Source organism: Pseudomonas sp. HB05 (genome assembly GCF_016756915.1).
GTDB classification, from domain to species: domain Bacteria; phylum Pseudomonadota; class Gammaproteobacteria; order Pseudomonadales; family Pseudomonadaceae; genus Aquipseudomonas; species Aquipseudomonas alvandae.
In genome coordinates this window covers 68,892-81,434 of the sequence record NZ_JAESPG010000006.1, presented here as the reverse complement: position 1 = coordinate 81,434, position 12,543 = coordinate 68,892, and the positions used below count along the sequence as shown (strand labels likewise).

Here is a 12,543-nt window from a genome sequence, read left to right as displayed (position 1 = left end):
AAGTCGATATATTGACTTTGGCTGTCGGCGATGACTAGCATGAAAGCCAATTTGGATCGCTGGAGAACCTTGATGCTGTCAGTACTGCCGTTGATCGACCAAGCCGTTGCCGAGCTGGCGCCCGGGTTCAGGGCCCTGAGCATCGTGGTGCAGGCTGCGCCGCTGACCCAACCGGACGTCGCCCGCACGGCCCTGGATCGTGCCTGCCAATCGGTGCTCGCCGGCGGTCCCGCCTGGGGTGAGGCCCACCTGCAGCAATGGGCCGACACGTTTCGACAGTTCGGCGCCAAGCCACAACGCACGCCATGCTCGGCAGAGGCCCTGCGCAAGCGCGTGCTGCGGGACGGCGGCTTGCCGAGCCTGGATCCCGTCGTCGATCTCTACAACGCCATCAGCATCGAGTACGCGATCCCCGTCGGCGGCGAAAACATCGAAGCCTACGTGGGCTCGCCGCGGCTCGTGATCGCCGACGGCTCCGAACCGTTCGACACCATGAAAGAAGGCGCGCCCGCCCATGAATTTCCAGACGCCGGCGAAGTGGTCTGGCGCGACGACCAGGGCGTGACGTGCCGTCGCTGGAACTGGCGTCAGGGCGTCAGGACACGCCTCGATGCGGACGCCAGGCACATGTGGTTCATCCTCGAAAGCCTGCCGGCGATGCCGCTCGAAGCGTTGACCGAGGCGGGCGACAGGCTGATCGAAGGGTTGCAGGCGATGATGCCGGGTGTACAGATCGAGAGTGCATTGGTCGGTCCTGGCGCTCACTGAACAACAGGTTGTCCCGCAGAGGGCAAGAGGGTGTCTCATTCATGAACTACGTCAGCACGCGGACACCCGGCAAGACCTACGCATTCAGCGAAGTGCTCATGGGCGCGTATGCCCCGGATGGCGGATTGTTCGTTCCTGGCAAGGTGCCTCGGTTTACGGATCAGGCGCTTTCCCGGCTGGAGTGGCTGCCTTTCCATGAGCTGGCCTGCGAGGTGATCGGTCCTTTCCTGGGCGACTGGATACCTCGGGAGCAGTTGTTCCGAATCGTCGAGCAGGCTTATTGCGGCTTCAAGAGCAGGGCGGTCGCGCCGCTTTACCAGACGGCGACTAACGAGTGGGTGCTGGAGTTGTTTCACGGGCCTGCCAACGTCTATCAGGACTTCGGCCTACAGCTGATGGCCCGTCTGATTGAGTACACGTTGTCCAAGAGTGGCAAGGAGGCCTTGGTGGTGGGCTGCACCGGCGGCGACACCGGTGCGGCGGCGATCAAGGCTTTTAACGGCGTGCAAGGCGTGACACTGGTCGTACTGCACCCGTCACGGGGCATGACGCAGGCGCATCGACGGCGTTTGTTGAGCACCGGGCAAGCCAACGTCATCAACATCGAAGTCGACGGGGACTACGCCGATTGCCATCGGTTATGCGAGAAGTTCCTCAAGGGCAGCCACCGAACCCGCAAATCGCTCATCTCCTTCAATTCGGTGAATTGGGTAAGGGTACTGGCGCACCTGTCGTTCTTTTTCTATTCGGCGCTTCAACTCGGGGCACCAAAGAGGGAGGTGGCCTTCAGCGTGCCCACCGGCAACTTCGGTGCGCTGTACGCAGGGTATGTGGCCAGGGAAATGGGCTTGCCCATCAGGCAATTGATCGTGGCCACGAACGCCAATGCGGGCCTGCACGAATTCCTGCAGAACAACCTCTACCGCCGCCATGAAATCCGCGCCACCCAGACGCCGTGCATGAACGTCTCCGTGGCTTCGAACTTCGAGCGGTTGCAATGGAGTGTGCTCAATGGTTGCGGGAACAAAGTCGCCAGGAACATGGAGCGGCTGGAGGAAGACGGGCGGATCCAATTGGAACAGGACGAATGGCTGCAAGCGCGCAAATTGTTCGACTCCCTCGCTGTGGAGGATGCGGATGCCTTCAATAGCATCCATGAGGTTTTCGTGCAGAGCGGTTACCTGATCAGTCCACCCACGGCCATAGGCTTGCGTGCGGCGCGTGTCAGCCGGCGCAGCTTGCTGATTCCGATGATTTGCCTGGCGACCACCCATCCATCGATCAGTGATGCCGGGCTGCAGCGTTTGTCCGACCGAAGTTGTATTTCAATACCCAATGATATAGCCGCGCTGGTGCAGTTTATTGATGACTTGTCCAAAGACACGGAGTCTCGCTCGTTATAAAACCGGAGTCAGCGATGAAACGTGTTCTCGATAAAGTTGATGAAAAAATACTGGATGAGCTGACCCGTCATGCACGGCTTGCCCATAATGAAATCGGATTGAAAGTCAATTTGTCGCGCAATGCCGTGCGACTCAGGATTGAGCGATTGGAACGCGATGGTTATATCCGGGGATATACCATCGTCAAGGGCACGCCGGCGGCGGAAGCAGGGCCTATCAGGGCGCTGGTCTTTGTCTATCGAAAGGACCGGATGCGCGATGCCGAGGTGGTCCGGTCAGTGGCCACCATTCCCGAAGTCACGTCCTGCAACGTGATGAGCGGTGATCTCGACATCGTCTTGACCGTAGAGGCGCTGAATTCGGATCGCATCCACAAAGTCTGGAGCGAGATCTCGGCGTTGCCGGGTGTATTGAATACCGTCACGTCTTTCGTCTTGTCTTGCACTAAGTAAACCGAAAAGCGAAGTGTGCCGATGCGCGAGCAAATTGCTCGTAATAACGCGCTGTTTGCCATCTTCGTAAACATCAATGGCGGAATTATCATCGTCAGTACCTAACTATAACAACGAGAACGTGCCGTGGCTGACTGTGCAGTTACCTGTTTGGTATTGAAACAACAGGTCCATCATTATGAATAATTTGAGTCTCTCGCTCGCGGCTGATTATAAGGCGATGGTTGTTAGCAACCCCTTTGACGGTTCTCCAGTGGGTGAGGTGATGGACATGCCCGCTTCATCAGCGACCCCGCTGATTGACACGGCACTGCTGGGGGCCCTGGTTGCCAGGGAGCTGCCGCGACATGAACGGGCGCGGATATTGGAAGCCACCGCGTCAGGTGTCGAAGCCGACAGGGATGCGTTTGCCCGGCTTATCGTGGCCGAGTCCGGGAAAACCTTGAAGCAAGCAAGGAAGGAAGTCTCGCGCTGCATCAACACCTTGAAACTCTCCGCTGAGGAAGCCAGGCGCAATGCCGGCGAGATGATCCCGTTCGATGCCTACGCCGGGTCGGAGTCCCGCCAGGGCTGGTACACCCGCGAGCCGCTCGGCGTCATTGTCGCCATCACGCCTTATAACGATCCGCTGAATCTGGTGGCCCATAAGCTCGGACCGGCCATCGCAGGTGGCAACGCGGTCGTGCTCAAGCCTTCCGAGTTGACGCCGCTGTCGGCGATCAAACTGGTGGGTTGTCTGATCGACGCCGGCTTGCCGCCCGGCGTGGTCAGCGTTGCGACAGGTGGCGCTGCGTTGGGCAAGGCCCTGGTCGCGCACCGCGCGGTGCGCATGGTTTCGTTCACCGGGGGCTTCGTCACCGGTGAGCAGATTTCCCGTATCGCCGGCCTGAAGAAGCTGGCAATGGACTTGGGCGGCAATGCGCCGGTAATCGTCATGGCCGACAGCGACCTTGCCGCTGCCATTGACGCCTGCGTGTCGGGTGCGTTCTGGGCAGCGGGGCAGAACTGCATTGGCACTCAACGCATCTTGATCGAGGCGCCGGCCTTTGACGCCTTCAAAAAAGGCTTTGTCGAAAAGACCCGCGCACTGGTCGTCGGCGATCCTGCGGACGAGCGCACGGACGTCGGCCCCATGATCAGCGAAGCGGCGGCCAAGCGCGCTGAAGCGTTGGTCAACGAAGCGGTTGATCACGGCGCCACGTTGCTGTTCGGCAACCTGCGCGTGGGCTCGCTGTATTCGCCAACGGTCCTGGAAAACGTCGGCTGCGATTGTCCGCTCTGGTACGAGGAAGTCTTCAGCCCGGTGGTGATGCTGCAATCGGTGGGCTCGCTGGAAGAGGCGTTGACGCTGGCCAATGAGCTGCAATACAGCCTGCACGCCGGCATTTTCACCCGAGACCTGAACGTTGCCCTGAGCGCCGCCAAACGGCTGGAGGCGGGTGGTGTGATGATCAACGATTCGTCGGATTTCCGTTTTGATGCGATGCCTTTCGGCGGCTTCAAATACGGAAGCATGGGCCGCGAAGGCGTGCGTTTTGCCTACGAGGAGATGACCCAGCCCAAGGTCGTCTGCCTTAACCATACAGGCACCGGTGCAAGCGTGATTTCACCCGGCAAGACAACAACATCCTTCTGAGGAAATACCCATGCGTCCTGATAAAAAGAACCTGTCCTCGCTGTCTGCGGCCACCCTGGCGGTGCATGGCGGCAACGTTGCCGACGCCACCAGTGGCGCGGTTCGCACGCCCCTGGTGATGGCCAACTCTTATCTGCTGCCTGAAGACCCGGCCACCATGGACTGGTCGAGTCCGGACGGGCTGGTGTACACGCGCAACCAAGGTCATAACCAGGTGTGCCTGGAGAAAAAACTCGCCGCACTCGAAGGTTGTGAAGCGGCTGTGGTATTCGCCACCGGCGTGGCGGCGTTGCATTCGGTGTTTTTCTCATTCCTGAAAAGCGGCGATCACGTCATCGTCAGCGATATTACCTATCAGGCGGTCTGGCGGCTCTTTGCGGAACTGCTGCCTGAGCGCTACGGCATCGAAGCGACGTTCGTCGACGTGGGTGACCTGGATTCGGTGCGCCAGGCCCTACGGCCCAATACCCGGCTGATCCACACCGAAGTGATCGCCAACCCGACCACCAAGGTGGCGGACATCGGAGCGCTGACTGAAATTGCCCATGCCCATGGCGCGTTGATCAGCGTGGACGCGACGTTCACGCCCCCGCCATTTTTCCGCGCCAGCCAACAGGGCGTCGATTTTGTCGTGCACTCGTTGACCAAATACATCAACGGCCACGGCGATGCCATGGGGGGCGTGGTGATCGGCACCCAACGGATGATCGACAAGATCAAGAACGATGCGCTCGTCGACCTCGGCGCGACCATCTCGCCGTTCAACGCCTGGATGATCATGCGCGGCTCGGTCACGCTGCCGCTGCGCCTGAACCAGCTATTGAGCAGCGCCGGGAAAATCGCTGAATTTCTCGACTCCGACGATCGCATCGCCTACGTCTATTACCCCGGGCTGGCGTCTCATCCCCAGCATGAATTGGCGCGCCGACAGTTCGCCGGCAAGGGGTACGGAGCCATGATGGCGTTTGCGGTGAAAGGCGATCCGGACACGCAAAACCGCTTTGTCTCGAACCTGCGCATCATCACGTCAGCGGTATCACTGGGGCATGATGAGTCGCTGATCGTGCACGTCGGCGCGGAGGGCCGGGGCGGTTTCGACAAGTACCCTGAAGAATTCCGCCAGTACGGGCATTTGCGCTTTTCGGTCGGTTTGGAAGATCCCGAAGATCTGATCAGCGACATCACCGCCGCGCTGGATGAAACATTCAAGTAACTTGGCTGATCAGGTCGCGCAACAGGGTTTGGTCAACCCGTCTTTGCCCCCGTACCAGCGGGGGTTCTTTTAATAAGATTATGAGCAATTATCTCATTCAGTCATTGCTGAGTGCCCCTGGATAATTGCCCATGTATTTAATGGAGTTGGATTGTGGCTTGGCTGAGTTTAATAATTGCTGGATTACTTGAAGTGGTTTGGGCGTTTTCGATGAAACAGTCCGATGGATTAACTCGGGTCGGCCCGACGGTGATTACCCTGATAACGGTCATTGCCAGTTTTGCCTTGCTGTCCTATTCAATGAAAAGTTTGCCGCTCGGCACCGCCTATACCATCTGGACAGGCATTGGCGCGGTGGGAGCGTTCGCGGCAGGCATCATTTTCCTGGGCGAGCCGGCCAGCCTGTCGCGGGTCGTGGCTGCGGTCCTGATTGTCAGTGGTTTGTTGATGATGAAGTTGGTTTCTGCCTGAAAGGCGAGCGGTTTGCTCGTAATATCGTTCACTTTGCCATATTCGTAAAACCGCGACGCTCCGGTAATGTTCAAGTCGAAATCGTTGCGCTCGTGGAACACCAGTGCCCGACATCGATTGCCCTTAATCCAATTACAATAGTTAGGGATGTATTTATGATTTCGTTGAGAAAGTTGTGTGCGGTCCTGCTGTTACCGTTATGTGTGGGCGTGGCTTCGGCCAAGGACTACACGACACTGCGCTTTGGTGTCGATGCCAACTACGCGCCCTTCGAATCCAAATCGGCCGATGGCAGCCTCAAAGGGTTTGATATCGATCTGGGCAACGCTATTTGCGCCAGGCTGCAAGTCAAGTGCGTCTGGGTCGAGAGCGATTTCGACGGTCTTATTCCTGGTCTGAGGGCTGGCAAGTTCGACGGCATCCTGTCTTCCATGACCGTGACCCCCACACGCGAAAAAGCCATCGACTTTTCGGACGAACTCTTTTCCGGTCCTACCTCCTACGTGTTCAAGAAAGGCTCGGGGCTGAGCGAGGAGGTGGCTTCGCTCAAGGGCAAGACCGTCGGTTATTTCCAGGGCAGCATCCAGGAGGCCTACGCAAAATCTGTCCTGGAGAAAGCGGGTGTGAAAACCCAGTCCTACCAGAATCAGGATCAGGTTTATTACGACCTGGTGGCGGGGCGCCTGGACGCCTCCATCCAGGACACGCTGCAAGCGAAACTGGGTTTCATGGCGTCGCCTCAAAGTGCCGGTTATGAACTCAGCAACACCGTGGACAGCCCCTACCTGCCGGCCAAGACGGCCATCGGCATTGCCAAGGGCAACGCCGACTTGAAGGCCCTGTTGAACAAGGCCATCCAGGCGCTCCATGACGATGGCACCTACGATTCGATCCAGAAGCAATATTTCGGCGATCTGAATCTCTACAGCGGCAAATGACCCTCCGACGCTCGTCCGCGGGGATGGGCATCTTTTCGCCTGAGGTTGCTGACCATGATCGACACACTATCAAACGCGTTGGAGCTCGCAGGGTTCAGCCTGAAGGGCTTCGGGCCGCTGTTGCTGAACGGTGCCTGGATGACCGTCAAATTGTCCGTCGCTTCGCTGCTGCTCAGTGTGCTGTTGGGACTTGCCGGGGCCAGCGCCAAGCTCTCCGGCAAGCACTGGCTTCGCATGCCGGCGCAGCTCTACACCACGCTTATTCGCGGCGTACCGGACCTGGTGCTGATGCTGCTGATTTTCTACAGCCTGCAAACCTGGCTGACGATGATCACGATCGCGCTGGGATGGGACTACATCGAGATCAACCCGTTCGCGGCCGGGATCCTCACCCTCGGATTCATCTATGGTGCCTATTTCACCGAGACCTTTCGCGGCGCGATGCTCGCCGTTCCCCGTGGGCAATTGGAAGCCGCCACTGCGTATGGCTTGAGCCGGGCGCAACGCTTTCGCCTGGTGGTTTTTCCGCAGATGATGCGCTTTGCCCTGCCGGGGCTGGGCAACAACTGGATGGTCATCCTCAAGGCCACTGCGCTGGTCTCGATCATCGGGCTGGCTGACCTGGTAAAGGCCGCCCAGGACGCGGGCAAGAGTACCTACCAACTGTTCTTTTTCCTGATGCTGGCGGCGTTGGCCTATCTGGTCATCACCAGCGTCTCCAACGTTGCCCTGCGTCACCTGGAACGGCGTTATGCAACGGGTTGCCGGGAGGCCGTGCGATGATCGAACTCCTGAAGATGTACGGGGAGCCGTTTTTCTACAGCGATGGGCAGCAGATCACGGGCCTGGCGATGACGCTTTGGCTGCTCAGCGCCTCCCTTTTCGTCGGCTTCATCGTGTCGATCCCGCTGTCCATTGCCCGTGTCTCGTCCCGTTGCCTGGTGCGCTGGCCGGTGCAGTTCTACACCTACCTGTTTCGCGGGACGCCGCTCTATATCCAGTTGCTGATCTGTTACACCGGCATCTACAGCCTGGCGGCGGTACGGGCGCAGCCGTTGCTGGATGCGTTCTTTCGCGATGCGATGAACTGCACGATCCTGGCGTTTGCCCTCAACACTTGCGCCTACACCACAGAGATTTTCGCCGGGGCCATTCGCAGCATGGCCCATGGTGAAGTCGAGGCGGCCAAAGCCTATGGCCTGTCCGGTTGGAAGCTCTACGCCTTCGTGATAATGCCTTCCGCGCTGCGCCGTTCGCTGCCGTACTACAGCAACGAAGTCATCCTGATGCTGCATTCCACGACGGTGGCCTTCACCGCGACGGTACCGGACATCTTGAAAGTGGCCCGGGACGCCAACTCCGCGACCTTCCTGACCTTCCAATCGTTTGGCATAGCAGCGCTGATCTACCTGGCGGTGACGTTCGCACTCGTCGGCCTGTTCCGCCTCGCCGAGCGTCGCTGGCTGGCTTTCCTCGGCCCGGCTCATTAGTCATGCCTGCCTGAACGTTGTCCATCCCGATCCGCTTAAAGAAGAAGATTGCGACATGTACAAACTGACCGTTGAAGATTTGCACAAAAGCTACGGCAACCACGAAGTGCTCAAGGGCGTGTCGCTCAAAGCCTGTACCGGCGATGTCATCAGCCTGATTGGGGCCAGCGGCTCCGGTAAAAGTACCTTCCTGCGCTGTATCAATTTTCTCGAAACCCCCAACGATGGCGCCATGAGCCTGGACGGCAAGCCGATTCGCATGGTCAAGGATCATCTGGGGTTGCACGTGGCCGACGCCAGTGAGTTGCAGCGCCTGCGCACGCGCTTGGCGATGGTATTCCAGCATTTCAATCTGTGGGGGCACATGACGGTGCTCGACAACATCAGCCTTGCGCCGCGCCGGGTGCTGGGTGTCGGTAAGAAAGAAGCTGAGGAGCGGGCCCGGCATTACCTGGAAAAGGTCGGGTTGCCGGCGCGGGTGGCCGAGCAATTTCCGGCCTTTCTGTCGGGTGGCCAGCAGCAACGGGTCGCCATTGCCCGCGCGCTGGCAATGGAGCCCGAAGTCATGCTCTTCGACGAGCCGACCTCTGCCTTGGACCCTGAGTTGGTGGGAGAGGTACTCAAGGTCATTCAGGGACTTGCGGAGGAAGGTCGGACCATGATCATGGTGACGCATGAAATGAGCTTCGCCCGCAAGGTATCGAGCCAACTACTGTTTCTTCATCAGGGTCAGGTCGAGGAGCAGGGCGGGGCCGAGATCCTCGACAACCCGCGCAGCGAGCGCCTGCAGCAATTCCTGTCCAATGGGTTGAAGTGAAGCAGCCGGGGGAGCCGATGACGACGCGTCAGGTCACGGCTACTCCAGATCCTCAGCCCGATGCCGCTCCGGCACCTGACTCGCCTCATCGCCCCAGGTCCGGTTGACACGCTGTCCTCGCTTGACCGCGGGCCGATTGGCGATTTCCTCGGCCCAGCGCTGCACGTGGGTGTATTCGTGGGCCGACAGGAACTCGGCCGCCGAGTACACGTTGTTCCGCACCAGTTGGCCGTACCAGGGCCAGACCGCGATGTCGGCGATGGTGTACTGGTCGCCGGCCAGGTACCTGTTTTCGGCCAGGCGACGGTCCAGTACATCCAGTTGGCGCTTGGCTTCCATGGTGAAGCGGTTGATGGGGTATTCCATTTTTTCTGGCGCGTAGGCGTAGAAATGGCCGAAACCGCCGCCCAGGTAAGGCGCCGAGCCCATCTGCCAGAACAGCCAGTTCAGGGTTTCAGTACGGCCGGCCGGATCGCTGGGCAGCAAGGCGCCGAATTTTTCCGCCAGGTACAGCAGGATCGAACCGGACTCGAACACACGGAGCGGCGGCTCGACGCTGCGATCCAGCAGGGCCGGGATCTTGGAGTTCGGATTGACCTCGACGAAGCCGCTGGAGAACTGGTCGCCTTCGCCGATGCGAATCAGCCAGGCGTCGTATTCCGCGCCGGCATGCCCGAGGGCCATCAGCTCTTCGAGCATGATCGTGACTTTCACGCCATTGGGCGTTGCCAATGAATAGAGTTGCAGCGGGTGCTTGCCCACCGGCAACGGCTTCTCATGGGTCGGCCCGGCGACAGGCCGGTTGATGCTGGCGAACTGGCCACCCGAGGGGGCCTCATGTTTCCAGACTTTGGGTGGAACGTAAGACGCTTGGCTCATGAAACGTACCTTATCGTTGAATGCATGTGTTCCGGGACGAAGCCATAGCACATTTGCGCTATGGCACGCGTCGAGACATGGACTCTAATCTATGGGCGCTCTGTCAGGCAGACAAGGGCAGTGGGCAAATGAGTCGAATCGACAGGGAGCTGCTTTTGAATAACACACCGTCAAGCCATCCAGACGTGAACACCGATGATCGCAAGCGTGTCGCCGGGGGGCTCGCCCTTGCCGCCTGCACATGGACCGTCATGACCGCTGTGTCGGCGGCATACGCGGCAGACGTGTCGTCCGCTCCCTGCACCCGCGAGACCGATTTCCAGCCCGGCACCGTGGTGATGTCGGAAAGTCGCGACAATCTTTCGCCAACCACCAGTCGCAGTAAAACCGAGACCCTGGCCCGTGAAACCTTTGCCGGCGCCGATCCGGTGGTATCACTGCACACGTCGTATCTGAACAAAGTGCCGTTTTACCTCACCAAGACCTATGCGGAAATCAAGGATGGCCAACTGATTCGCTACGGCGACCGGCATGGCGATGGGGCGTCGCTGGTGACTTCGACATACAGCCCGCCGCCCGCCACGCCGATCGATCTGCAGCCTGGCCAGACGGTCACCGTCAACTACAAGAACAAGGCGCAGAGTGCCGGCGGGACGGTGGAGTTCGATATTTCCGAGAAGCTGACCTACAACGGCCGGGAAACCCTCACGACCGCGCTAGGAACATTCGATACCTGCAAGTTCACCAACGAAATCACCACGGGCGGCGCCGCCAGGCAGGTCGTCGTGGTGCATAACTGGTTCCCGGTGGACGGGCCTTATCGTGGCCAGTCGATTCGCTCGGTCACGCCTGCGTTCAACGGTGTCCCGGAAAGAATCAGTGAAATCATCAATATGAAATATTCCACGCGATAAGCGTTTTTTCAGACCTGGGTACGGTCGCTATATTTCCTTTGGCGATAGTCCAGTAAGTGCGCCGATATAGTCTTTCTTGACGTCAAAAGATAATTCCTTCGAACCATTTCAGTCCTTGAGTTATTCGCCGATAGCCCTTTGAGGTCCGGTGAATTTCTTGGGTTCGTCGAGGGTACGTCATGTTTAACACAACACTAAAAAATGAACTGACGGCCAGGACGGCCGACTTGGCAACCTATAAGGGACTGGTCGGTGCGCTGGAACGGTCCATGGCCGTGATCGAGTTCAGCCCGGATGGAAAAGTGCTTCGGGCCAACCAGAACTTTCTCAACACCATGGGTTATCGCGAAGATCAATTGGCGGGCTTGTCGCACCGCAATTTCTGTACCCCTGCATTGGCCGGCAGTGCCGAATACCGCGAGTTCTGGGACCGGCTACGGTCCGGTCAATTCGTTTCCGGGACGTTCCAGCGGATCAGTGGCCAAGGCCGCAATGTCTGGCTGGAGGCCAGTTACAACCCCGTCCTGGATGAGCAGGGCAAAGTCGCGAAAGTGGTCAAGTACGCACTGGACGTCACCGCTCGGGTGGCCAGCGATGCGGAAATCCGTGGCCGGCTGGTGGCACTGGATCGGGCCATGGCGGTGATCGAATTTGACTTGGGCGGCAATATCCTGACCGCCAATGAAAACTTCCTCCAGACCATGAATTACTCGCTGGCGGAGATCAAGGGCAAGCACCATCGCTTGTTCTGCGAGACGAGCCTGGTCAACTCTTCCGAATACAGCGACTTCTGGCGTCGTCTCAATGCCGGCGAGTTCTTCAGCGGTCAATTCAAGCGCCTCGGCAAACATGGCAAGGTGGTTTGGCTGGAAGCCAGCTATAACCCGGTCTATGACGCGGAAGGCAAACTGAGCAAGGTCGTCAAGTTCGCCAGTGACATCACCGAACGGGTGGAAAAGTTCGAAGAAGATTCACGCGGTGCTTCCCGTGCGTACCACATTTCTTCCGAGACAGAGAGAGTCGCCGAACAGGGCGCCCAGGTGATCCAGCAAACCGCCAAGGAGATGCGCCAGATCGCCGAAAACATCGGCGCCTCCGCGCGCCTGGTCGGGCAACTGGGCGCGCGTTCGGAAGAGATCACCGCCATCGTCAACACCATTCGCGGTATCGCCGACCAGACCAACCTGCTGGCGCTCAACGCCGCCATCGAGGCCGCGCGGGCCGGCGACCAGGGCAGGGGCTTTGCGGTCGTGGCCGATGAAGTCCGGCAACTGGCCGGGCGCACCAGCCGCTCGACCTCGGAAATCGCCGAGATGATCGGCATGATTCTCTCCGAAACCCGCGATGCGGTGGCCAGCATGAGCGTGACCCACGAGGGCGCGCTGCGCGGCGTTACCCTGGCGGACCAGGCGGGATCGGTCATCGTGCAGATCAGGGCCGGGACCACCGATGCGCTGGAGGCGGTGAGCATGTTTGCGTCCAAGCTCGACGAGTCGGAAGTGATTCCTAAAACGGCGATTGGCTGGGTCGGCTAGGTTGACGGCTGCGTCTGGGGGGAGTCC

Annotated in this window: 13 protein-coding genes and 1 pseudogene; 13 read left to right on the top strand and 1 reads right to left on the bottom strand. The window is 59.3% G+C overall.

What is annotated here, in order from left to right; genetic code table 11:
- The first annotated feature begins 72 nt into the window (after positions 1–72).
- From JMN22_RS08630 to JMN22_RS08585, 10 genes are all read left to right on the top strand, one after another.
- Positions 73–768: a B3/B4 domain-containing protein gene (locus JMN22_RS08630; RefSeq protein WP_030140573.1), complete on the top strand. Its 696-nt coding sequence runs from the start codon at positions 73–75 to the stop codon at positions 766–768.
- Positions 769–809: 41 nt separating this feature from the next.
- Positions 810–2,171 carry a threonine synthase gene (gene thrC, locus JMN22_RS08625; protein WP_198796787.1) on the top strand — a complete coding sequence of 454 codons (1,362 nt, stop codon included), beginning with the start codon at positions 810–812 and terminating at the stop codon, positions 2,169–2,171.
- 14 nt (positions 2,172–2,185) lie between these two features.
- Positions 2,186–2,623 carry an Lrp/AsnC family transcriptional regulator gene (locus JMN22_RS08620; RefSeq protein ID WP_030140575.1) on the top strand — a complete coding sequence of 146 codons (438 nt, stop codon included), beginning with the start codon at positions 2,186–2,188 and terminating at the stop codon, positions 2,621–2,623.
- A gap of 178 nt (positions 2,624–2,801) precedes the next feature.
- Positions 2,802–4,259 (top strand): aldehyde dehydrogenase family protein, encoded by a 1,458-nt coding sequence (locus JMN22_RS08615; RefSeq protein WP_198796788.1) that lies wholly within the window; start codon positions 2,802–2,804, stop codon positions 4,257–4,259.
- 10 nt (positions 4,260–4,269) lie between these two features.
- The gene (locus JMN22_RS08610) at positions 4,270–5,472 is read left to right on the top strand and encodes a trans-sulfuration enzyme family protein (protein ID WP_198796789.1); all 1,203 of its coding nucleotides are present in this window, start codon (positions 4,270–4,272) and stop codon (positions 5,470–5,472) included.
- A 153-nt stretch (positions 5,473–5,625) separates the two neighbouring features.
- Entirely contained in the window at positions 5,626–5,943 is a 318-nt protein-coding gene (locus tag JMN22_RS08605; protein ID WP_030140578.1) for a DMT family transporter, read from the top strand.
- 155 nt (positions 5,944–6,098) lie between these two features.
- On the top strand, positions 6,099–6,881 hold the full coding sequence (locus JMN22_RS08600; protein ID WP_051065989.1) for a transporter substrate-binding domain-containing protein: 783 nt from the start codon (positions 6,099–6,101) through the stop codon (positions 6,879–6,881).
- 54 nt (positions 6,882–6,935) lie between these two features.
- Positions 6,936–7,664: an ABC transporter permease gene (locus JMN22_RS08595; RefSeq protein WP_198796790.1), complete on the top strand. Its 729-nt coding sequence runs from the start codon at positions 6,936–6,938 to the stop codon at positions 7,662–7,664.
- Positions 7,661–8,371 (top strand): ABC transporter permease, encoded by a 711-nt coding sequence (locus JMN22_RS08590; protein WP_030140581.1) that lies wholly within the window; start codon positions 7,661–7,663, stop codon positions 8,369–8,371. The genes JMN22_RS08595 and JMN22_RS08590 overlap by 4 nt, the downstream gene beginning before the upstream one ends.
- A gap of 55 nt (positions 8,372–8,426) precedes the next feature.
- Entirely contained in the window at positions 8,427–9,188 is a 762-nt protein-coding gene (locus tag JMN22_RS08585) for an ABC transporter ATP-binding protein (RefSeq protein ID WP_030140582.1), read from the top strand.
- Between the two features lie 39 nt (positions 9,189–9,227).
- On the opposite strand, the gene yghU is transcribed toward JMN22_RS08585, so the two are convergent.
- A complete protein-coding gene (yghU, locus tag JMN22_RS08580) occupies positions 9,228–10,067 on the bottom strand; it encodes a glutathione-dependent disulfide-bond oxidoreductase (protein WP_198796791.1) in 840 nt (279 codons plus the stop codon).
- Positions 10,068–10,222: 155 nt separating this feature from the next.
- Between yghU and JMN22_RS08575 the strand changes: the two genes are divergently transcribed.
- The 3 genes and pseudogenes from JMN22_RS08575 to JMN22_RS26810 all read left to right on the top strand — a co-directional run bounded on the left by JMN22_RS08575 (position 10,223) and on the right by JMN22_RS26810 (position 12,516).
- A complete protein-coding gene (locus tag JMN22_RS08575; RefSeq protein ID WP_309475695.1) occupies positions 10,223–10,981 on the top strand; it encodes a hypothetical protein in 759 nt (252 codons plus the stop codon).
- 179 nt (positions 10,982–11,160) lie between these two features.
- Positions 11,161–11,928 (top strand): annotated as a pseudogene (locus JMN22_RS26815) (PAS domain-containing protein); the annotation flags it as partial.
- A gap of 3 nt (positions 11,929–11,931) precedes the next feature.
- Complete coding sequence (locus JMN22_RS26810) at positions 11,932–12,516, top strand: methyl-accepting chemotaxis protein (protein ID WP_408636545.1); 585 nt, start codon at positions 11,932–11,934, stop codon at positions 12,514–12,516.
- The last annotated feature ends 27 nt before the right edge of the window (positions 12,517–12,543 follow it).

Excerpts from the sequence above, each read along its gene's own strand:
- JMN22_RS08600 (WP_051065989.1), top strand. The coding sequence starts at position 6,099 with ATGATTTCGTTGAGAAAGTTGTGTGCGGTCCTGCTGTTACCGTTATGT.
- JMN22_RS08630 (WP_030140573.1), top strand. The coding sequence starts at position 73 with ATGCTGTCAGTACTGCCGTTGATCGACCAAGCCGTTGCCGAGCTGGCG.
- JMN22_RS08585 (WP_030140582.1), top strand. The coding sequence starts at position 8,427 with ATGTACAAACTGACCGTTGAAGATTTGCACAAAAGCTACGGCAACCAC.
- JMN22_RS08590 (WP_030140581.1), top strand. The coding sequence starts at position 7,661 with ATGATCGAACTCCTGAAGATGTACGGGGAGCCGTTTTTCTACAGCGAT.
- thrC (WP_198796787.1), top strand. The coding sequence starts at position 810 with ATGAACTACGTCAGCACGCGGACACCCGGCAAGACCTACGCATTCAGC.
- JMN22_RS08620 (WP_030140575.1), top strand. The coding sequence starts at position 2,186 with ATGAAACGTGTTCTCGATAAAGTTGATGAAAAAATACTGGATGAGCTG.
- JMN22_RS08610 (WP_198796789.1), top strand. The coding sequence starts at position 4,270 with ATGCGTCCTGATAAAAAGAACCTGTCCTCGCTGTCTGCGGCCACCCTG.
- JMN22_RS08595 (WP_198796790.1), top strand. The coding sequence starts at position 6,936 with ATGATCGACACACTATCAAACGCGTTGGAGCTCGCAGGGTTCAGCCTG.
- yghU (WP_198796791.1), bottom strand. The coding sequence starts at position 10,067 with ATGAGCCAAGCGTCTTACGTTCCACCCAAAGTCTGGAAACATGAGGCC.
- JMN22_RS08615 (WP_198796788.1), top strand. The coding sequence starts at position 2,802 with ATGAATAATTTGAGTCTCTCGCTCGCGGCTGATTATAAGGCGATGGTT.